This is a genomic window from Clostridioides sp. ZZV15-6598 (assembly GCF_020657705.1).
In the GTDB taxonomy this organism is placed as follows: domain Bacteria; phylum Bacillota; class Clostridia; order Peptostreptococcales; family Peptostreptococcaceae; genus Clostridioides; species Clostridioides difficile_F.
Genome location: NZ_JAGWCS010000059.1, coordinates 1 through 23,308 on the forward strand (window position 1 = coordinate 1; position 23,308 = coordinate 23,308).

The following is a 23,308-nucleotide window of genomic DNA, read 5'->3' on the forward strand; positions in this document are numbered from 1 at the left end:
GTTTTACATTGCATTATTTACATTTTATAAACTTTTTTGTTTTAGCTATACCATATTTCTGTCATAAAGAGTTCATCGAATTTTACTTTCATTCAAATTTTTTTAAATTAAAGACTAGTTCTATCGCATAAATTTCCATTGAAAATATTTGCATTTCTATTTTTTATTTTAGCAAACTTTACTTTTATTTTTTTAATTAAATTCATAAATTTCATTTTTTTATAAAATTCATCTAAAATTTACCTCTTTGTATTTTAGGTTATAAATACACCCTATAAAATCACGCGATGTTTTATACCTATTTCATATAATTCTTCTTAAAATCCATTTAAATGCGTAATTGAATGCTTAAGCTATAATTGCACCCGAAAAGTTAACTATATTTATATTATGTAAACTTATTTGAATTTTGAAAACTTCATTTATATTTTTAAATAGTCAATATAAACTTGAAATTATTTTCATAGTGATTTATATTAATATTATGAATATTTATTTTATATTCATAATATTAATATAAAATATAAAGGGGATTTAGTCATGGAAAAAATAATGAATTTTTTAAAAGAAAATCCAACCTTCTACTTTGCTACAGTTGAAGATAATAAACCAAGAGTCAGACCATTTGGATTCGTAATGGATTACGAAGGAAGATTATATTTTGGAATTGGAAAACACAAAGCTTCTTATAAACAATTACTTTCAAATCCTAATGTTGAAATTTCTACAGCAAATAAGGAAGGAAAATGGATTAGAATTAAAGGGAAAGCAGTTTTTGATGAAAATAAAGATGCGCTTAAAAAAGCATTTGAAATCTTACCTTCATTAAAAAAAATGTACAATGAAGAAACAGGGATGTCATTGGGTCTAATTTATTTAGAAGATATTGATGCTGAACTTGCTGACTTAATGACAGGGCAATTCGAAAAGATAACTTTATAATTATTGGATTTTTACATAAAAAATACTAGATATAAATTCATGATTTATATCTAGTATTTTTATTTGTCATCTATCACCTTCACCTATCAAAAACAATTGTTTTCCATATTGCAAAAAATTCTCTTGTATAATATGTAGGAACAAATGAAAGCTTTGACTTACTAGCGTAAAAAGAAATATTTTTATATTCATTTCTAGATGCTAGTATTTTACTTCTAAGAACATGAAAATCAGTTGTTACAATTTTTACTTCTATATCTTTTATTCTTTTTCTACTATGCTCTTCTATCTTTAACTTTGAATATTTAAAGTTTTCATAAGTATTTGTAGATTTATCTTCTTCTATTATTCTATTGTTATCTATACCATTTTTAACAAGATAATCCTTCATAGCTTTTGCCTCAGTTATGTTTTCTCCATTACCTTTACCACCTGATACTACTACATAACATTCATTATTAACTTTTAAATATTTTAAAGCAGTGTTTAATCTTCCCTTTAATGTCGTACTTGGTGTAGTCTTTTTTACAGAAGCTCCTAAAATCAAAAGATAATCACTTTTTGTTTCAAAACTATTTTTAGGATAAAAGATTATTAAGCTTTCAGTAATTGTGAATGCTATTAAGAAAACACTAATTAGTATTTTTATCACTTTATAAAAAACCTTCTTTTCTTTAATTTTCTTTTTTAAGATTTGATAAACAATTAATAGAGTTCCTATAACTAAGAAAAACCCACTAAATGAAATGCCTCCAAAAACTATTTTAAGATAGAAATAGTAAATTATAAATATTAAACCCAATATTAAATTAATCATATTTCCATAATCCTTTTTATTTGTTTTTATTTTTATATAAAGAAATATCTATGCACTCTATAAGACAGTTATATTCTCCATCTATCCAATTAATCCAACTTGCCATTGATACATTTTCTCCAAATATATTTGTCTCTGTTTTAAATTTTGAATCTCTATTTTCTTTTAATCCATTAATCGGACAGTTCTTACAAGGAATATTAGATTTTAATAACGACTTATAACATTTATCTCCTATTTTTATTTCTAAATCTAAATTCAAGACCTTATTATTAACAAAAATAAGGTCATAAGTATTCGGATTTACTATATATATATAATTATCAATAGAATCAAGAACTTCTTTTAGTGATAGATTCGAATCTTCATATTCAATTTCCGCTTTCAAACTTTCTTCTTTCACACTATCATTGCTTATATTAGTTTCGAGTTTATTTTCACATATGCAATCACTATAAAGTGCATATTTATCTTTTCCTTTACTCTTTGCATAATAAAGTGCCATGTCTGCTTTTTGATAAAGCTCTTCAAATATAGTTCCATGTTCTGGTACGAATGAAATTCCAACTGAACCAGATATCTTATACGTTTTTTTATTTCCAGTATAAGAATTTCTAAATATATTACATATTTTTTCTGCTTTACTTTTAGCATTTTCAAAAGATTGAATATTCTTTAAGAATACTATAAATTCATCACCACCAATACGCCCCACTATATCATCTCTTCTAAATATAGGCTTTAGTTGTTTAGAAACTTCATACAGAACTTTATCTCCAAAAACATGTCCTAAATTATCATTTATTGATTTAAAATTATCTATATCAATAATTAAAAAAGCATGAATTCCTGAATTTGATTCTTCTGAATTTAGAAAATCATTAATAAGATTTTCTGTAGTACCTTTATTATATAATCCTGTCAAAGTATCTCTTTCAGCTTTTAATTTTAATTTAATTTCTTCATTTTTCTGTTCGTCGATATCTTTAATATAAGCAAGTGCTTTTATATCATTCGTAATAGAATCTTTTATTAAATGCATTGTACAAAGCACCCAAATCATTTTATCATCTTGATTCATTCTTCTATATTCCAACTTTATTTCACTTATATTATTTTTATAGGCTTGTAATAAATGTTTACATAAAAATGTATTTAAAAATACTTCTTTATCATCTTTATAAATAACAGTCTCTGATATAGACTTTACCATTTCAGAGTAGTCATTACTTGGTTTAATCCCAAATTGTCGATACCAATTTTCATTTCCCATTATAAAAATATCCTTTGATACATTTATTTCATAGGTTATTATTGCTTCTGATAATATAGCAGAATGATATTTATCTGCTTGATTATATCTTATTTCTGCTTCTTTTTGTTCACTTATATCTTCTTGTATCCCAATAGCTCTTATAGGTTTACCATCTTCATCAAAAATAGTAGTCAATGTAATTTTGTTCCATATGTAGCCTTCATCTGGAACTTTTATTTTAACAACACAACTTGCAGTTTTTTCGCCATTTATTATCTTCTCATACATTTTTATAAAATCTTCACTAAAATCTTTATAAATAATTCCTGCTTCGACCAAGGAATAAGGAACATTTTCATTTATTTTATCAATGTTATAGTTTCCCATGTTTTTATTGGTATTTACAAGAGATTTTGTATTTATATCGTATTCAAATATAATATTTGATGTTTGATTTAGTGCAATTCTAAATCTTTCTTCATTAATTTTAAGTTTTTGTTCTGCATTTTTTAAATCAGTTATGTCAGTCAAAATCCAAATTCCTTTTTTATTGCCATCACTATCAGTAATAAGTCTTCCCTTGAGAGAAACCCATATAATATTACCATCACATTTTTTTACTCTATGTTCACCTACAGCTATATTTCCAATAATTAACTGATGCCTTATATCTTCAAGAATCTTTTTTCTATCCTCACAAAAAACAAGATTATATGATTTATATTGAAGTGCCTCCTCTAATTGTTTACGTGTATACCCAATCATTGATAGATAACCAGAGTTAGCATATTGTATAGTAAAATCCTCATCAAATTCTGTTATAAGTATTCCACCTAAAATATTTTCTGACACCATTTCAAGTTCTAAGTTCTTTTGTTCCATTTCTTTTTCTAATTGTTTTGTTTTAGTAATATCTACTGTAACACAACAAAGATATTTTTTACCATCAGGTTCCACTATAAGTTCACCCTTATCAGCTATCCATACTACATCACCATTTTTTGTTATAACTCTATATTCTAATTCAATAGCTTTGTTTTTGTAAAGTTGTTCAGATATTTCTTTTTTTACTCTTTCAACATCTTCTTTATGTATGATTTCATAAAAACTGTTATTAAATAGTGTTTTTATTTCTTCTCTTGTATAACCAAATAAGTCAACAAATCCATCACTTAAAAACTCAAACTCATATTTTTCATCAACAGTACATTTTTGAACTCCTCCAGGAACACTGTTTGTAATAGAAGATATCTCTTTATTAGCTTTTAGGATATGTTTTTGCGATTTATTATTTTTATAAAAGATATATATTATAAGTATAATAAATAATAAAGATACATCACAAATTAGGGAAAAGGCTAATTTATTTATTTTATCAATATTTTTTCTTACAGTATATTGTGGTATTACTGAAAGAACATACCAGTCATTTACACCTATTGGTGTATAAGTGGCATAGCGTTCCTTGCCTTTATGTTTATATGATATAAATCCACTCTTTTTATGTTTTGTATCTTCATATACTTTTTTATAACTATAGCCAGTATCAAAAGAAGCTTCCTTGAATATATCATATATATTACTACTTGACCCAACTATAGCATTTGTATGTGAAGACTTCAAAACAAATTGTCCACTAGATTCAAATATATCTATATATCCTTCACTATTGAAACTTGTTATGTCAATAAATTCAGCTAACTTATCATTATAGTATGAACCATATAAAACACCAATCACTTTATTATTTTTATGTACAGGTGTAGCTATAACAAAAGTATCTTTTCCATCAATAGGAGATTTTACTACTTCAGATATGTTACTATCTCCATTAATGGCTTTCTTAAAATATTGATAATTTGATATATCAACAACTTTTCCATCACTAGTATGACTTATTCCATTAGGAGAAGCAATCGATATTCTTTGGAAATCAGATTCTTTTGATATTTTAGCTAATAATGGGATTATCTCAGGATTATCTATAGTATCAAAATATGAAACCATATTCGCTATACTCTTAACAAATGATAATGAACTGTCTAGTTTTATTTTTATAGCATTAGAACTTTGTAAAGATATTTCTTTTAAATTAACTTTATTGTTTTCTTCTTCTTGAACATTAGTTTTAAATGCAAAATCAGAAAAAGAAATTATTGTGAATAAAAATATTAATATAATACTCATTACGCTTTTTAACGATTTTGCTCTTATCACTTATTTACCACCTCCAAATTAAAATTCATTGACCTATATTTTATAGACTAATTTTTCAAATTCTTTAACTGGTAATGGTTTTGAAAAATAATAACCCTGAATAATATCACAATTTGCTTCCCTTAGCATTTCTACCTGACTTTTTGTTTCAATTCCTTCAGCAACGACTCTTATTCCCAATTGCTTAATAAGTGAAACTATGCTTTTTATAACAATTTGACTTTTATCAATATTCTTATCATCAATAAAAAATCCTCTATCTAATTTGATTACATTTAAAGGTATATTTTTTAGCATATTTACAGAGGAATATCCTGACCCAAAATCATCCATTGAAAGTATAAAGCCAATATCTTGCAGTCTTCTACTTACCTCAAATAGAGTATCTGTATCACCAAACATACTAGATTCAGTAATTTCAATTTCTATTAAACTGTATGGTATTTCATATTTATCACATATATTAACTATTTTTGTAATAAAATCTTTTTTTAAAAAATCAACTCTTGAAAAATTTACAGATATAGGTAAAGGTGAAATACCTTTATCAAATAAAGTTCTAATTTCTTTACAAGCTTGTTCTAATATGTACATATCAATTTTTGTAATAAACCCATTCTTTTCAAATATAGGAATAAAATCACTTGGATATATGAATTCTTTTTCTGTGTATTGCCATCTAACCAATGCTTCACTTCCACAAAATTTATTTGATTTAATATTGTATTTTGGTTGTAAATACATTACAAATTGATTATTTTCAAGTGCATATTCCATCTCTTTCTCTATTTTATCTTCAAGTAATAGCTTGTCCCTTAACTCATCATTAAAAAAAGCAAAATTTATATCTCTATTATTTTTTATTGATAATTTTGCAAGTGAAGCTCTATCACTATATGCACTTATAGATAAGTTCTTATCCTTAATTTCACAGATTCCAAAAGACAAATTTACAAAGTTATTACTAATAATGATTTTTTTAATAGTATTTATTATATCTTCCTTTGTATCATATTTTAATAACATATTAAAATTATCAGAACTAACACGAGCAAATGTTTCATCATTATGAATTATATTATTTAATGTGTCCGCAATATCTTTTAAAATTGAGTTGCCTTTTTTATGGCCATATATATCATTAATTGCTTTGAATTTATCAATATCAAATATTACCATTGCATGTCTATCATTTTGTGGAGCCTTCTTTAGTAAATTTATAGCATCTGACTCAAATTTTCGCCAATTTGAATAACCAGTTACAAGATCTGTATATGCTATTTTTTCTATAGTCTTTTGACTCTTTGCTTTTGAATATAATATGTACAGTATAACACCTAAAAACAAAAATGAAAGTATAATCCATCCAATAATTGTAATCATCATTAAATTGTTTAGCTTTTTAGATACAACTATCTTTGGAACGATTGATATTATAAACCAGTCATTTATTCCTAAAGAAGTATATGCCATATAAATTTCTTTTCCTGATTCTTTAGCCTCTACTACTCCTTTATCTGATATTTTCATATTTTTAAAAGTAAATGTTTTTTTAAAATTAACTTGTGAAAGATTTGTAATATTTGAATTTGAATTTTTGTGATAAGATGGTATAATTATTTCACCATTACTATCACATATAAGTGAAAAACTTTCACCATTAAAGGTTGAAATAGACAAAAATTCAGATACAAACTCAACATCATAATCGGCTGCAATAACAGCAACGATTTTACCATTATTGTATAATGGAACTGCATATGTTTTAGTCAATTCGCCAGTATTTTTGTCTATTAGAGGCTTTGATATATTAGCTGTACCTTTAATGGCTAACTTAAAATAATCTCTATCTGAAAAATCTGTTCCAAAAATACCTTTAGCATAACCTTTGCCATTAGGTAAAATCATACCAATGTTATTATAGTTGCTATTTTTATTATATGATTCCAAGATTTTCAAAGTTTTTTCTAAATTAAAATTATCTTCTATTTCTAAAAACTTAGAAATACTTTCTAATTCATTTAAATTACTTTTCAACTTACTATTGATTGCAATCTTACTCTCTTCACTAATTTCTAATAAGTAATTTTTTGTTTCAGATTCTAATACATTATCCATATTACTTATATAAAAAAATGCAAATATACTAAAAAAGAATAGTACCATAAATGCTATTAATATACTTTTTAATATTTGCCTACTATATTTCAAGTAGCTACACCTCACCCTCTCCATCAGTTATATTTAGTTGATTCACTTTATTTTACTATTAAAAACTCTTTTTTACAATTGAGTTTTATAAATTGTTAATAAAGAACACATTAAATAAGTATTATTTATTAGGATAATAAAATTAAGGGTACAAATACAGCAATAGCATATTTAATTGCATTAGTAACAAGAAGACTAATATGATTAAATATGCTATTGTTTATATTTATACCCACTTACACGTAATTTTAAATTTATATATAATTAAATGAGAGTCTATTTTTCTAAATGTTCTCTTCTTACTGAAGATGTTTTAAAATATTCAACCAGCTTATTTTTATCATTATTAAAGATAGCCTCTTTTATTAAATTTACTTCCATTTCAAAATTTTCTATAGATTTTAATAAATTATCTCTGTTTCCTAAAAAAAGCTCACTCCATAAGTCTTCATTCATATTTGCAATACGAGTTAAATCCCTATAACTATCTCCAATAAATTTACCTGTTTCTCTGCCTTCTTCGTCACTATTTATAAGAGCAACTGCCATTACATGAGGTAACTGAGATGTAAAAGCTATCATTTCATCATGTTTTTGTGCAGTCAATTTCTTTACTCTTTTAAAACCTATTTCTAAAATTAAATCCTCAACAAACTCTAAGTTTTTTATATTGTTTCTTCCAGTTGGAGTAATTATATAATTTGCTTCTTTAAATACCTCATCACTAGCAAAATCAATTCCCTTTTTTTCTCTACCTGCCATTGGATGACCAAATATAAAATCCACATCATCTGGAATAATTTTCAAGACATCATTTATAAGAACTTCTTTTATTCCTGTGGTATCAGTAATTATAGTTCCTTTTTTAAAAAATGCTTTATTATTTTCTAAAAAATTTACAATTAACCTAGGATATATAGATAATATAATCAAATCAGCTTGTTTGAAAAATTCTTTCCCTGTAGTACATCCTTTTTTGATGATTTTTAACTCTTCTGCTTTTTTAAGAGTTTCAGAATCTATATCTACTCCAAACACATCTTCATATCCAGCTTTTTTTAATGCCTTAGCAAAAGAACCTCCTATAACTCCTAATCCTACAACAACAATATTCATTATGCTTATTTCCCTCCTAGATTATTTTTTCATTAAATTCAAATTTGAAATTTTTATTAATTGCATTTTTGATATTATATACAGCATCATTTAATGATTTATCATTTAAAATTTCTATATCCGCAGCATTTTTATAAAGATTTATCCTTTCATTATAAAGATTGTATAATCTCTCTTTTCCATCTTGTAATAGGGGTCTTGAATTAATATTTATATCTTCTAAAATTTTTTCTATAGGTCTATTAATAAAAAGTATTATTCCTACTTCTTTGAGTATTTCTATATTAATATCTTTTTTTATTACACCACCACCAGTAGAAATTACTGTTTTGTCACTAGTAGAAATTTCTCTACATGCTTGAGTTTCATAATTTCTAAAAACATGTTCTCCTTCCAGAAATAGTTCTGCTATACTTTTTTGAGATATTTCATTTATATAATCATCCATATCACAAAAACTACAATTATATTCCTGTGCTAAAAGTTTTCCAATTGTAGTTTTTCCACTACCTGGCATACCTATTAATATTACTTTTTCTTTTAATTTTTTTTTCATAATCAATCCCCCTATAAAAAGTTTAATTTTATTTCTTCATATATAATATTTAAAACACTGCTATCTATTTTAATATTTTGCCATATTTCTTGAGACTTTATTGCTTGCCCAACCAACATATATAATCCATCACACGTTTTTTTATCTAGACTTTGACCAATTTCTAAAAAATAAGTTTTTTTAGGATTGTAAATCAAATCTACTAATATATCAAAATTTTGTATAATAGATTTTGGGACAGGTGATAATCCTACATTAGGGTACATTCCTACTGGAGTTGCATTTAATATTATATCTCCTTTTATATTCTTAAGCTCTTCATAATCTATTAATATAGCTGAATTATTTGATAACTTTTTATTATCTTTTTTTCTAGTTGAAACATAAACTTTATCTATTCCAGAATCAAGAAGGTATGTAATGGTTGCTTTAGATGCACCGCCAGTACCTAATATAACAGCTGTTTTTCCTTGAATATCAATATTAGCTATTTTGAACATAATATCAAGTCCAAAATAATCTGTATTATAGCCATATAATTTATTCTCTTTAAGAAAAATTGTGTTAACTGCCCCTATACGCTTTGCTTCTGGAGATATAAAATCTAAAAACTCCATGACTCTTTCTTTATATGGGACAGTAACATTTACACCTTTGATTCCCAATAATTTTATAGCATCATCCAACATTGATATATTTTCTTTTGAAATCTCAAAGTTCTTATAAGCACCTTCAATATTCAATATTTCAAATAACCTCTTATGAATTTGAGGTGAAACACTATGGGATAGCTTTTCACCTATTAGACCAAAAAAATTCATCTTTACACCTCCTAATCATTCTGTTTAAATAAAAAATTATATTTATCTATTCAATTTTATTTCTATATATTCCAATAAATTTAAAGTATGCTGTATTACGTTCTATCATTTCTAACAAACTACATACTTTTGAATCATATATAGAACATTCGAAATCTATATAAAAGAAATATCTCCAAGAAGCATTTTTCATTGGTCTTGATTCTATTTTTGTCATATTTATATTGTTTTCAGCAAAGTATCCAAGTATTTTATAAAGTTTTCCAGCTTCATGCTCAACAGAAAATACGATACTCATCTTGTTTGACTCTTCTTCAATGTGTATCTCATTACTAATTACCACGAATCTAGTATAATTGTCTGTCATATCATTTATACATGGACTTATTATTTCTAATCCATAAATTTTTGCGGCTTTTTTACTGGCAATTGCTGCCTTTGTTTTATCCTTAAGTCTCTTAACAAGTTCAGCACTAGTTGCTGTGTTATTAAAAGGTATCAATTTCCATTGACTATTTTGTTTTAAAAATTCACTACTTTGACCTATTCCTTGTGGGTGTGAATATATTTCTCTAATATCTTCAAGTTTTGTACCCTTTATCCCAATTAAATTTTGATTTATTTTTATACATTCTTCCCCAACTATATAAAATCCATATTTTCCTAAAAGGTCATAAGTCTCAGAAATTGCTCCTGTAGATGAATTTTCTATGGGTATTATTCCGTAATTGATGTCTTTATTTTGAAGTGCTATAAAGACATCTTCAAATTCTTTAAATTGTTTTTTTGTGATTTTGGTATCAAAAAATTTTGTTAGTGCTTCTTCTGTGAATGAACCTGATATACCAGGAAATCCTACTAGGAGATTTTTTTTATCAAGCTCTCTTTTTAAGGATTTATATTTATATATATTTAACAAATCAAATTTTTCATTTGATGAATTTGAACTATTTTCATTTTTTTCCTCTAAATCATTATCTATTAATCTTTTTTGCAAATTCCTACTAACTTCCATTACTGAATTAAAAAATTGTACAGTCTCTTGTGAATATCTTTTATCTTCTAGATTATCTACTGCTTTACTCAATACTTTTTCTTCTCTATCTTTTTGAAGTATAGTAGTATTATTTTTCATTTTATGCCTAGCAATTTCGAGAACTATATTCATTCTTTTTTCAAATAATTGGACAAGTTCCTTATCTATATCATCAATTTTATTTCTATATCTCGTTAAATCCTCCATTATTATCGTCCTTTCATCAAATCAAAAATTCCAATAGCTGTTACTGCTTCTATTACAGGTATTGCTCTTTGAACTATACAAGGGTCATGTCTACCTTTAATAGCTAAAACATCATTTTTTTTATCTTTTATATTAACAGTGTTCTGTTGTTTACTAATTGATGGAGTTGGCTTAATTGCTACTTTAAAAATTATTGGCATTCCAGTTGTAATTCCTCCAACAATCCCCCCATTATTATTAGTTTTACTTTTTACGGTATCTCCATCATAGTACATTTCATCATTACTTTGAGAACCATACATATCTGTAATATCAAATCCTAATCCAAATTCTATACCTTTTATAGCTGGAACAGAAAATAGTAAATGTGATAGAGTAGATTCAACAGAATCAAAAAACGGATTTCCAACACCTACATCGATACCTACCACTGCACATTCAATTATACCTCCAACTGAATCTCCCTGATTTTTTGCATCTAGAATCGTATTTTTTATAGCTTCTTCCTTTGATAAATCAAGTAGAGGTAATTCTAAATTTTGTAAATTTAATAATTCTTGTCTTGAAATGTCTACATAATTAAACCCCTTATCCTCTATATTCTTGATTTTTTTAATGTGAGCACCTATCTCTATACCTTCTTTTGATAAAATTTGTTTACATATAGCACCACAAAATACTAATGGAGCAGTTATTCTTCCTGAAAAATGTCCTCCTCCTCTATAGTCATTAAACCCAGAATATTTTATATGGCCTGTATAGTCTGCATGACCTGGTCTCATCAAGTTTTTAACTTCTCCATAATCTTTTGAACGAGTATCACTATTTCTTATAATTGCACATAATGGAGTTCCTGTAGTTTTTCCATCAAAATATCCACTTAAAATTTCTGGTATATCACTTTCATTTCTTGAAGTTGATATAGAACTTTTTCCTGGTGCTCTTCTCTTCATTTCTTTGTCAATCTTATCAATGTCTAACTCAATACCAGCAGGAAGACCATCTATATTTATACCTATAGCATTTCCATGAGATTCCCCAAAGATGGATATTTTCAAATTATTTCCCCATATTCCACTCATCAATTCTTCCTCCTAACATCTCAAAGTCTTTAAAAAAATGTGGATAAGACTTTGATACACACTCAAAATCTTTCAATATGATTGGTTTATCACATCTACAAGAAGCAATTGCAAGTGTCATTGCAATCCTATGGTCTTTGTGACTCCATACCTCTACGCCTCCATTTAATTTGCTTACTCCTTCAATTATCAAACTATCCTCTTTTTCTTCTATATTTGCCCCAAGCTTACTTAACTCAACATTTACTGCATGAAGTCTATCACATTCCTTAATTCTAAGTCTTCCAGCATTGATTATTGTTGTCTTCCCGATACTCAAAGCTGCTACCACAGATAAAACTGGTATTATATCTGGACACTGAGATGCATCTATCAAAGTACCATTTAAACAATTCGCTATCCCTTTGATTTTGTCGTCTTCTCTTAAAATTTCCATACCCATCCTTGATAAAATCTCAATAACTTCACTATCTCCTTGAAGAGAATTTTCTTTAAGGTCAAGTATGTTAACATCTTCTCCAATAGCATCTGCTGATAAATAAAATGCACCTTGAGAATAATCTCCTTCAACTTTATAATCTCTAGCTTTATAAGTTTGATTCCCTTTTATGATAAATTCTTTATAATTATTATTTACAATTTCTACTCCAAAATCTTGCATAGTTGAAATAGTTAAATCTAAATATCCTTTAGATTCTAGTTCAGTGGTAATTATTATCTTTGAATCACTATCTAATGTAGGCAATATAAATAATAATCCTGTTATAAATTGAGAACTTATATTTCCTTTTACCCTAAATTCATCTGGTTTAAGTTTTCCTGATACAATTAAATCCAGTTTATTTTCTTTGTAGCTGTATTCTATGTCTTGTCTATCAAATATCTCATAATAAGTATTAAGTGGTCTTTTTCCAAGGTTACCTCTTCCTATAAATCTTTTTACTCCATCAAAGGCTAAAGATATTGGTACCAGAAATCTTAAAGTAGAACCTGACTCATTACAATCTATAGTCAATTTAGGTTGATTCAATTGATTCTCTTTATTTAAGATTGCTTCTTTAGAGTAGATTCCTGTAATTTCTAAAATATCTTCTTTTTTTTCTATAGTTGCTCCTAAAGATATCATTGCTCTTATAGTAGCTATGATATCATCAGAAAAATCTATATTAGAAATTCTACTTTTTCCATCACTTAAAGCTGCACAAATAACTGCTCTATGTGCCATACTTTTTGATGGAGGAATTTTTACATCGCCTGATAATTTGCTTGGATATATTTTTAAGCTTCCCATCATTTTACCTCCTGAAAAAATTTAGAAGTAGTATCATATATAATACTTTCTCCAATATCCTTTAAAAGTATTATTTTTAGTGTATCACCTAGATTTTTTTTATCGAGAGATATAGTATCTATTATAGATTTATTATCTCCTAATTCAACTTCATAAGGTAAATCATAATTTATTAAAATTGATTTTATAAGCTCTGATGTACCTTGTTTTGTAATCCCTCTTTTTTCACTCTCTAAAGTTATCTTATACATGCCTACACCAACAGCTTCTCCATGAGTATAACCTGTGAAATTATAGTGTTTCTCAATAGCATGACCTAGTGTATGCCCAAAATTTAAAAGCATCCTATCTCCTAAATCTTTCTCATCAGTTTCAACTACAGTTTTTTTGATAAGGCAACATTTGTGTATAATGTATTCTATATGTTGCATCACTTCTTCCCTATTTTTTAAGTTTGCAAGCTTATTAAAAAAAGTTTTATCTTTTATACACCCATACTTTATAACCTCTGCCATTCCATCTCTATAAAATTTTTCCGGAAGAGATGATAATACATCTGGGTCAATAAATACTGCTTTAGGCTGATAAAAACTCCCTACTAAGTTTTTTCCTCTTTCAAGGTCAACTCCAACTTTGCCACCTACAGAACTGTCTACTTGAGCTAATAGAGATGTTGGGATTTGAATAAAATTTACACCTCTTAAAAAAGTTGCTGCTGTAAACCCTCCTAAATCTCCAATTACCCCTCCTCCTAAGGTAATAATCAAATCTTTTCTAGTTAACTTAAAATCAAGTAAACTTTCATATATTTTAGGTAGAGTATTAAATGACTTTGTCTCTTCACCAGCTTCTAATATTATAGATTTAGTTTCAAATCCAAATTCAATTAAATTATTTTTAACTTCATCTAAATATAATTTTGCTATATTTTCATCTGTAACAATAAAAATCTTATTTCCAGAATATACTTTTTTAATTTCTTTACCTATATTTTTTAATATACTTTTTTTTATAAATATATTGTAACTATTCTCTTTTAGATTAACTAATAATTTTTCTTCCACGTTTAACCATCCTTTTATAGATTATATTTCTCTTCCAACTGCTGATGCGATAGTTTTTAGTTCATTTATTAATCCATCATACTCATCTGGTTTAATTGATTGTTTACCATCACAAAGTGCATGAACTGGGTCATTATGAACTTCTATTATTAAACCATCTGCTCCAACTGCAATTGCTGCTTTAGATAGAGAGTCAACCATCCATGATTTTCCTGCTGCATGACTTGGGTCAACTATGACTGGTAAATGGCTAAGTTTTTTTACAGCTAAGATTGCACTTAAATCCAAAGTATTCCTAGTGTATGTTTCAAAAGTTCTTATACCTCTTTCACAAAGAACTACATTTTCATTTCCTCCAGCCATTATATATTCAGCTGACATTAACCACTCTTCAATTGTAGCAGATAATCCTCTTTTTAAAAGTATTGTTTTGTTTGTTTTTCCTAATTCTTTTAATAAATCGAAGTTTTGCATGTTTCTTGCTCCAACTTGAATTACATCTACATTTTCTTCAAATACATCTATATCTTGTGTTGACATTATTTCTGTAACTATAGGAAGACCTGTTTTTTCTTTTGCTTTTCTTAATAAATCCAATCCATCATATCTTAATCCTTGGAAAGCGTATGGAGATGTTCTTGGCTTGAATGCTCCTCCTCTTAAAAATCCTGCTCCTGATTTTTTTACATCTTCAGCTATAGAAACTATTTGTTCCTCTGTTTCAACAGAACAAGGACCAGCTATCATAGTAAGTTTTTTTGACCCAATTTCCATACCATCGACATTTATAATTGAAGGTTCTGGATGAAATTTTCTATTTGCTTTTTTAAAAGGTTCTACTACATGCATAACTTTTTCAACTACCTTGTTTGCTTCTATTCTTTTAGCATCTATCTTGCTAGTATCCCCAACTAACCCCAAAACAGTTAATTCTGCTCCGTCTATAGGATTCACTTCTACACCTTCCCTACAAATAGCTTCTATTAATTTCTTAACTTCTCTCTTATCTGCTCCTACTTTTAATACTACTATCATTTTTACTACCCCCTAATGTTATAATTTTATATTTGAGTTTAAAATAAAAAAGAGAACTCATTAATGAGTTCTCTAAAATAATCTATTAAGCATCAAATCTTACATGACCATATAAAATAATCATTTTTATAAAATTGACTTATGCCCAAGGTTATTAAAATCAAGGCCTCACCAGAAAGGAATTACATGTATTTTTGTAAAAGAAATAGCCAGCGCTAAAATAAAAGCCCCAGAACATAAAATAAAAAAAGCTATAAAGTTTTGCCACTAGTTCTTTTAAAATCCCTTTCATAGTATTATCCTCCATTTTTATAATTTATTACTCTTCTTGTTTAATAATTATAACAAAGAAAATATAATTGTCAATATTTTCTATAAATATTTTTAATTTAAAATATTTTTTTATTTTCTTAATGCTCTTTTTCTTTTAATACATTTTTCTAAAGTCATTTAAAAATCATCTTATTTTTACAATAACTTTTTTATTTTAAATATTATAATTCCAACAAAAACTATGCCTAACATCAAAAGTAGTGTTGCTGGATATCCATAAAGCCAATTTAGTTCTGGCATATACCTAAAATTCATTCCATATATTCCAGTTATAATTGTAAGTGGTGCAGAGATAGCCGTAAGTAAGGTCAATTTTGTAATTAAGTGATTCGTTTTTTCACCCACTCTAGAAGAATAAATATCTAGTAGTTTATCTGCCAGCTCACGTGTTGATAATGCAAAATTATATAATTTATCAATACCAAAATCTATTCCTTGAAAATTTTCAAGATTATATTTTTTTACATTGGAATACTTTAAATATCGTATATTTTCTTTAACTATTCTATCTCCAATATATAAAAGTGGTCTGGTATTTTTAACTATAGTCCTAGTCAATCCTCTTACATCACTTATTCTAGAAACATGATTTTTATGAATATTGTCCATCATCTCATCTTCTATTTCAAGAATTAATTCTTCAACTTTTTCTAAAGATTCGAAACCATTTTTTATAACTTCTCTAAAAATCAAATAGTTTATCTTAAAAAGGTTGATGACAGGATTTTTTTCAAGTTGAGAGTTTTTTAAAATAAGATTCTTTATAAATTCAAATAGAAAATGTTCTTCATTTACAACAACTAATATAAAATTATCTGATAGATACATATTTACTTCTTCTATAACAGCTTCTCCATTTCTCAATTCAAAGGTATTTAGGCTCAAAAAATCATAATTATCAAATAAATCAAGCTTTGTTATTTCATCAAATTTAAGACAATCATTAAATGTTATTTCATCTATATCCAAAGTTTCCTTGAGTAATTTCAAATTTTTTGGAGCACTTAATATAAGATATGAATTTTCTGGCATATAAAATTTTGCACTAAAATCTTCCACAATCTCTCTTGTATTTAAATTCAGTATATACATAAATCTACTCCTAAACTTCAATTTACATTTTTAAAATTATATATATTTATTACTGTAATTATTTTTCACTATTTCAGTAATTATTATTTAATATTTATTTATATTAAATTTATTAGAAAATAAATATTAAATCTTTTATTTTTTAACTTAAACTTTTCTTACAAATTATACCATACTTTTATTTTAAAGTGTGTTTAATATTATCAATGCTAAAAAAGTACTAAAAAATGAAATGCATATGCTTAAATTAATAATAGCATACACACTTCATTTTAACTTAATCTAAATTATAGAATTGTAGCATCCATTTTACCTATTCATCATTTAGTCTATATCCAACACCAACTTCTGTAATTATATACCTAGGATCAGCAGGTTGCTTCTCTATTTTTCGTCTCAATGTTGCCATAAAAACCCTTAAGGACTTAGTTTCATTTCCTATAATACTACCCCATATTTCTTTTATTATAAAATTATGAGTAAGTACTTTTCCATGATGTTTTGCAAGTAATGAAAGAATATTATATTCAATTGGTGTCAAATGTACTTCGTTATTATCAACAATAACTTTTCTTTTATCAAAATCAATAAATAATTCATCTACTTCAAACGTAGACCTAATCTCTTCTTTTTGCTGTAATTCTACTTGTGAGTGTCTAAATGCTACTCTGACTCTGGCTAATAATTCTACTATAGAAAATGGTTTTGTTAAGTAATCATCTGCACCTGCATCAAACACTTCTACCTTTTCTCTGTCTTGTTCTCTAGCTGAAACTACAATTATTGGTATATTTGAAAACTGCCTAATAGCTTTTATTACCTCTATTCCATCCATATCTTCTAATCCTAAATCCAAGAGAACAACATCTGGAGAATATGAGACGGCAATTGATATTCCTTCTTTACCAGTTATAGCCTCTTTAACATCATAATCTTGTGTTGCAAGTGCAGTAGATATAAATTTTCTTATTGTTTTATCATCCTCTACTAACAATATAAGTTTTTTACTCATTTCTTCCTCCAAAACTATATTTCAAAATTTCATACTATTCATTTTCTTTAGGCAAACTAAATTTAAAAGTTGAACCTTTATCTTTATTATTTACTACTAAAATTTCACCTTTATGAGCTTGAATTATAGATTTACAAATTGATAATCCAAGCCCAACACCTTTTCTAGAATCCTTAGTCCCTTCTTCTCCAGTAAAGAATCTATCAAATATATGCTCCTTCAATTCTTTTGATATTCCAGGACCATTGTCAGACACTTCAAACCAAACATAATCTTCTTTTTCATATACAGTTATATTTATCTTACAATCTTCTTTCGAATATTTTAAGGCGTTATCTATTAGATTAATTAAAACCTGTTCTATTAATTTGGCATCCATAGGAACAAATAATATTTGCTCTGGTATATTAATATCTATAATTGCATTTTCAATTCTTTTTTTAATATTTTGTAATGCCTCTGATATAATTTCCTCAACAAGTTCAGAGTGTTTTTTAACTTCTAACTTTCCTTCATCTATCTTAGTCATGCTAAGTAAATTTTCAACAAGTCTTATTAACCACTGAGTATCTTCATATACACCACCAAGTAATTCGTCTATTATATCCTGACCTATAGTATCCTTATTTTTTATAATTGTACTAACTGCTCCAGATATTCCTGCTAATGGTGTTCTGAGGTCATGTGAAACTGCTCTTAAAAGATTACTTCTAAGTCTCTCTCTTTCTATCTCAAGATTAGTATTTTCTTTTGCTTCTGATAGAATTTCTCTATCAAGAGCTATTGCCATTTGAGCAGTTATTGTTTCAATTAAACTTATATCTTCTGTATCTAATTTTGAATCAACACATGATATCCCAATAACTCCCAAAGTTAAATTCATACCTATAATTGGTATATAATATCCTTTTGAACCAGGAAGTGTATCTGTATCACTACCTGCTACTGTTGAATTAGACAAAACCCAACTTGCAACAGCCTTTTCATCTTCTATATCTAAATCATTTTTATCCTTATTCGCAGTATTTTTTTTATAGAACTTTGATTTCTTATCCTTATCCATATTTAAATAGCAAACTATATCTCTACTTAGACTAAGACATAAAAGTTCTATACCCTTATTCACTATATCGTCTTTGTTAGACAATCTTAAAAATCCCTTAATTATTTGATATATCATTTTTGTATTTTCTTCTCTTTTAGCAGCTGTATCTGCCTCATGTTGTATCTTAGATGTAAGAGTACTAGTTATTATACCAACTATTGAGAATACAACTAATGTTACTATATAATTTGAATCAGCTATTGACAGTGTATATAAAGGTGCTGTAAAAAAATAATTTAACAGTACTATATTAAATACAGAACTTATTATACCTGTACTATATCCTTTAGTCCACATAGAAACCAAAACTACACCTAACATATATATTAATAATATATTTTCTCTTATAAATCCCATACTCTGTACTATATATGCTAGAGTGCTTATCACTAAAGTAATAATTATAAGTTTTATAAAATCAATTTTACTAATTTTAAATTTTGATTTTATTGATGAGTTATCCTTTTTAGGTCTATATTTAATTTCTGAAGCAAATTTATAAGGGATTATATGTATATCTATATAATCAACTTCATCTATTAATTTGTCAACTATATCTTTTTTCAGTTTTTTACTCAATTTTTTAGTATTTGAATGATTTCTACCTATTACAATTTTTGTTACGTTTCTTATCTTGGCAATTCTAAGTATCTGTTCTATTACATTTTCACCATGTAAAACAATTATCTCACCACCTAGCTTCTTAGCTAGTTTTAAATTATTTTGTAATTGTTTTTGCTCCTCAAAAGGTAGTTTTGCTGTATTTGGAGTTTCAACATATAAAGCTATCCACTTAGCAAATGTACTATCTGCTATCCTAGACGCAGTTCTAATAACCTTTGCTGAGGATGGAGATGGGCTTATACATGCAAGAAGTGTATCTGATGTAGGTATTACTGTTACATCACCCTTTGATAATCTAGTCATTTGAACTTCTTTATTTACTCTTTCAGCTGTTTTTCTAAGTGCAATTTCTCTAAGTGCAACTAGATTGTCTTTTATAAAAAAATTATCTTTTGCTCTAATTGCCTGTTCCTTTTTATATATTTTACCTTCATTAAATCTTTCAAGAAGTACATCAGGTTCAACATCTATAAGCTCTAATTGTGTACTTGTATCTAAAAATTTATCTGGTATAGTTTCTTTGACTGATACATTTGTAATTATCTCCACGATATCATTTAAACTTTCTAGATGTTGTACATTTACAGTAGTATATACATTTATACCCGCTAGTAATAATTCCTCTATATCCTGCCATCTTTTAGTGTGCCTTAACCCAGTGACATTAGAATGAGCAAACTCATCAACTAATATAACGTCTGGCTTTCTTGCTAATGCTGCATCTAAGTCAAACTCTTTTAATTTTATAGATTTATATTCTATTTCTTTTACGGGAAGAGTCTCTAATCCATCAAGTAGTGCTAATGTTTCTGGTCTAGTGTGTGGTTCAATATATCCAACTACTACATCAGCCCCTACTTTTTTTAAATTTTGTGCAGACTCCAACATAGAATAAGTTTTACCTACACCTGCTGCATATCCAAAAAATATTTTTAACTGACCTCTATTTAGTTTTTTTTCTTCATTCTTTATTTTTTTTAATAGAATATCAGGATTTGGTCTGTCCATCAAACAACCTCCTTGTACATTTCATTACTATTATAATATCAATTCTAGTATAAAAATGTAGTTAAGATGTATTTTTAATGATTAAGATTATGTAAAGATACAAGTATGTAGTTTAATTATAAAATAAAAATGCCTATTATTTAGGCATTTTTATTTTTTATACAGTTATTTTTTTCAATTCTCTTATTTTGATTTATATAGATACTTATTTATGTTTTATTGAAAATACATTAACAGTTTTAAGTATGCAAATACATATTTAAATAAAGTCATTACTACAATCTTTATTTCAACATATTTACTTTAAATTCAATATTTCCATGAACTCATCACCTGTAATTGTCTCTTTTTCTAATAAATATTCAGCAAGCTCATGTAACTTATCAATATTATTCTCTAAAATCTCAATTGCATTTTTATGACAAGTCTTTACTATTCTAAATACTTCTTCATCAATTTTAGCTGCAGTATCTGAAGAACAAGCAAGAGAAGAGTCTCCTCCTAGGTACTGGTTACTTACTGTTTCAAGAGCAACCATATCAAATTCCTCACTCATACCAAGACGAGTGACCATAGCTCTTGCAATCTTAGTAGCTTGCTCTATATCATTTGATGCACCTGATGTACAAGTATTAAAAATAACTTCTTCAGCAGCACGACCACCTGTGAAAGTAGTTATTTTATCTATTGCTTCTTCTTTGGACATAAGTACACTTTCATCTTCTGCAACCTGCATAGTATAACCAAGTGCACCTGAAGTCCTAGGTATTATTGTAATCTTATGGACAGGTGCAGAATGTTTCTGCATTGCAGCAACAAGTGCATGACCTATTTCATGATAAGCTATGATTTTCTTTTCTTTATCCGAAATCACAGCTCCTTTACGTTGATATCCTGCAATTACTGTCTCAACAGATTCCTCAAAATCTTGTTGCTCTACTACATCTCTGCCAGATTTAACTGCTAAAAGTGCTGCTTCATTTACAATATTTGCAAGTTCTGCTCCAGATGCACCTGATGTAGACCTAGCGATTGCATTATAATCTATATTTGAGTCTACATTTACATTTTTAGCATGTACCTTTAATATAGCTTCACGTCCTCCAAGGTCTGGAAGTTCAACTGGTATACGTCTATCAAATCGTCCTGGACGAAGTAATGCTTTATCAAGACTATCAGGTCTATTCGTTGCAGCCAGTATTACTACTCCTATTCCACCATCAAATCCATCCATCTCGCTTAATAACTGATTTAAGGTTTGTTCACGCTCATCATTTCCGCCTAGTCCACTTCCATTATCACGCTTTTTACCTATAGTATCAATTTCATCTATAAACACTATACATGGAGCTTTTTCTTTAGCTTGTTTAAATAAATCACGTATTCTAGATGCTCCCATACCTACAAACATCTCAACAAATTCAGAACCAGATATTGAGAAAAATGGTACATCTGCTTCACCTGCTACAGCTTTTGCAAGTAATGTTTTTCCTGTTCCTGGAGGTCCTACTAAAAGTGCACCTTTTGGCATTTGTGCTCCTATTTTTTTATATTTTTCTGGATTGTGTAAGAAATCTACTATCTCACTTAGAGCTTCTTTTGCCTCATCTTGACCAGCTACATCATTAAATCTTTTTCCACTTTGGGCAGATACATACATTTTGGCATTGCTCTTTCCAAATTGCATGCTATTACCACCCATTCGTTTTTGCATTGATTTCATCATTAAATTACCAAATAGCATAAGAATACCTATAGGTACTATCCATGTAAGTAAAATACTTAAAAGAGGTGAATTTTCCTTGGGAATAATCTTAGTAAATTCTACTTTTGCATCTTTTAATCTATCAACTAGTTCTGGGTCATCCATTTTACCAGTTATGTATATATTTTTATCCTTACTACTAGATGGGCTTATTGCAATTTTATTACTTTCTATCTCAACAGATTTAACCTTTCCTGTATCTAACATTGTAAGAAATTTTCCATAATCAATCTCAACCATTTTTTTATCCATTAGACTTGGAAATATTAAAGCATTTAAAAACATTACTACTATTATTATTATTGTATAATAATAGAGTATTGACCTCTTTTGTGGTTTGTGTTCATCCATAATTTTGTTCTCCTTTAAATTAATTTTATGTTATTTGCAATCAATATGAGTTAAAAGCTTATTTAATTTTTTTAAGCCTTCTATTATATCTTCCATATCTTGCAATTTTTCACTAGTCATATTTTCAAAATAGTCATCAAAAATACTACTTGAAATATTTTCTTGTATATCCAGTGATTTTTCTGTAACTTTGACTTTTACAATTCGTTGGTCTTCTTTATCTCTTATACGATTTAAAAATCCATTTTTTTCGAGTCTTTGGCATATTACTGATACATTGCTATTTGTCATATTCAAATTTTTACCTAAATCACTTATTTTTTTCTCTCCATGTTCACATAGTTCTGATACTGTCTCTTATACACACT

At 27.2% G+C, this 23,308-nt stretch carries 16 protein-coding genes and 1 pseudogene; 1 reads left to right on the top strand and 16 read right to left on the bottom strand.

All coding sequences use genetic code 11. From position 1 onward, the window contains the following. Positions 1-540 precede the first annotated feature (540 nt). Complete coding sequence (locus tag KGF50_RS12280; RefSeq protein ID WP_227848310.1) at positions 541-942, top strand: pyridoxamine 5'-phosphate oxidase family protein; 402 nt, start codon at positions 541-543, stop codon at positions 940-942. Positions 943-1,021: 79 nt separating this feature from the next. Here KGF50_RS12280 and KGF50_RS12285 read toward each other — a convergent pair whose 3' ends face one another. From KGF50_RS12285 to KGF50_RS12360, 16 genes and pseudogenes are all read right to left on the bottom strand, one after another. After that, on the bottom strand, positions 1,022-1,594 hold the full coding sequence (locus KGF50_RS12285) for a YdcF family protein (RefSeq protein ID WP_227848311.1): 573 nt from the start codon (positions 1,592-1,594) through the stop codon (positions 1,022-1,024). Between the two features lie 181 nt (positions 1,595-1,775). After that, positions 1,776-5,231: a diguanylate cyclase domain-containing protein gene (locus KGF50_RS12290; RefSeq protein ID WP_227848312.1), complete on the bottom strand. Its 3,456-nt coding sequence runs from the start codon at positions 5,229-5,231 to the stop codon at positions 1,776-1,778. Between the two features lie 33 nt (positions 5,232-5,264). Beyond that, a complete protein-coding gene (locus KGF50_RS12295; protein WP_227848313.1) occupies positions 5,265-7,442 on the bottom strand; it encodes an EAL domain-containing protein in 2,178 nt (725 codons plus the stop codon). Positions 7,443-7,718: 276 nt separating this feature from the next. Beyond that, entirely contained in the window at positions 7,719-8,558 is an 840-nt protein-coding gene (locus KGF50_RS12300) for a prephenate dehydrogenase (protein ID WP_227848314.1), read from the bottom strand. A gap of 16 nt (positions 8,559-8,574) precedes the next feature. Next, positions 8,575-9,114, bottom strand: coding sequence for a shikimate kinase (locus KGF50_RS12305; RefSeq protein ID WP_227848315.1), 540 nt, complete (start codon positions 9,112-9,114; stop codon positions 8,575-8,577). Positions 9,115-9,125: 11 nt separating this feature from the next. Continuing rightward, positions 9,126-9,935 carry a shikimate dehydrogenase gene (gene aroE / locus KGF50_RS12310; RefSeq protein ID WP_227848316.1) on the bottom strand — a complete coding sequence of 270 codons (810 nt, stop codon included), beginning with the start codon at positions 9,933-9,935 and terminating at the stop codon, positions 9,126-9,128. Between the two features lie 46 nt (positions 9,936-9,981). Next, positions 9,982-11,178, bottom strand: coding sequence for a prephenate dehydratase (pheA, locus tag KGF50_RS12315; RefSeq protein ID WP_227848317.1), 1,197 nt, complete (start codon positions 11,176-11,178; stop codon positions 9,982-9,984). Between the two features lie 2 nt (positions 11,179-11,180). Next, positions 11,181-12,260, bottom strand: a complete 1,080-nt coding sequence (gene aroC, locus KGF50_RS12320; protein ID WP_227848318.1) for a chorismate synthase — start codon at positions 12,258-12,260, stop codon at positions 11,181-11,183. Further along, entirely contained in the window at positions 12,238-13,551 is a 1,314-nt protein-coding gene (aroA, locus tag KGF50_RS12325; RefSeq protein WP_227848319.1) for a 3-phosphoshikimate 1-carboxyvinyltransferase, read from the bottom strand. Before aroA ends, aroC begins: the two co-directional genes overlap by 23 nt. Further along, entirely contained in the window at positions 13,551-14,615 is a 1,065-nt protein-coding gene (gene aroB, locus KGF50_RS12330) for a 3-dehydroquinate synthase (RefSeq protein ID WP_227848320.1), read from the bottom strand. The genes aroA and aroB overlap by 1 nt, the downstream gene beginning before the upstream one ends. A 21-nt stretch (positions 14,616-14,636) precedes the next feature. Then, positions 14,637-15,650, bottom strand: coding sequence for a 3-deoxy-7-phosphoheptulonate synthase (aroF, locus tag KGF50_RS12335; RefSeq protein WP_227848321.1), 1,014 nt, complete (start codon positions 15,648-15,650; stop codon positions 14,637-14,639). Between the two features lie 468 nt (positions 15,651-16,118). Further along, on the bottom strand, positions 16,119-17,075 hold the full coding sequence (locus KGF50_RS12340; protein WP_227848322.1) for a CorA family divalent cation transporter: 957 nt from the start codon (positions 17,073-17,075) through the stop codon (positions 16,119-16,121). A gap of 313 nt (positions 17,076-17,388) precedes the next feature. Further along, positions 17,389-18,087, bottom strand: a complete 699-nt coding sequence (locus KGF50_RS12345) for a response regulator (RefSeq protein ID WP_227829936.1) — start codon at positions 18,085-18,087, stop codon at positions 17,389-17,391. Between the two features lie 34 nt (positions 18,088-18,121). Next, a complete protein-coding gene (locus KGF50_RS12350; RefSeq protein ID WP_227848323.1) occupies positions 18,122-20,824 on the bottom strand; it encodes a sensor histidine kinase in 2,703 nt (900 codons plus the stop codon). A gap of 298 nt (positions 20,825-21,122) precedes the next feature. Next, positions 21,123-22,940 carry an ATP-dependent zinc metalloprotease FtsH gene (gene ftsH, locus KGF50_RS12355; protein WP_227848324.1) on the bottom strand — a complete coding sequence of 606 codons (1,818 nt, stop codon included), beginning with the start codon at positions 22,938-22,940 and terminating at the stop codon, positions 21,123-21,125. A 30-nt stretch (positions 22,941-22,970) separates the two neighbouring features. Continuing rightward, a pseudogene (locus tag KGF50_RS12360) lies at positions 22,971-23,276 on the bottom strand (MarR family winged helix-turn-helix transcriptional regulator); the annotation flags it as partial. Positions 23,277-23,308: the final 32 nt, after the last annotated feature.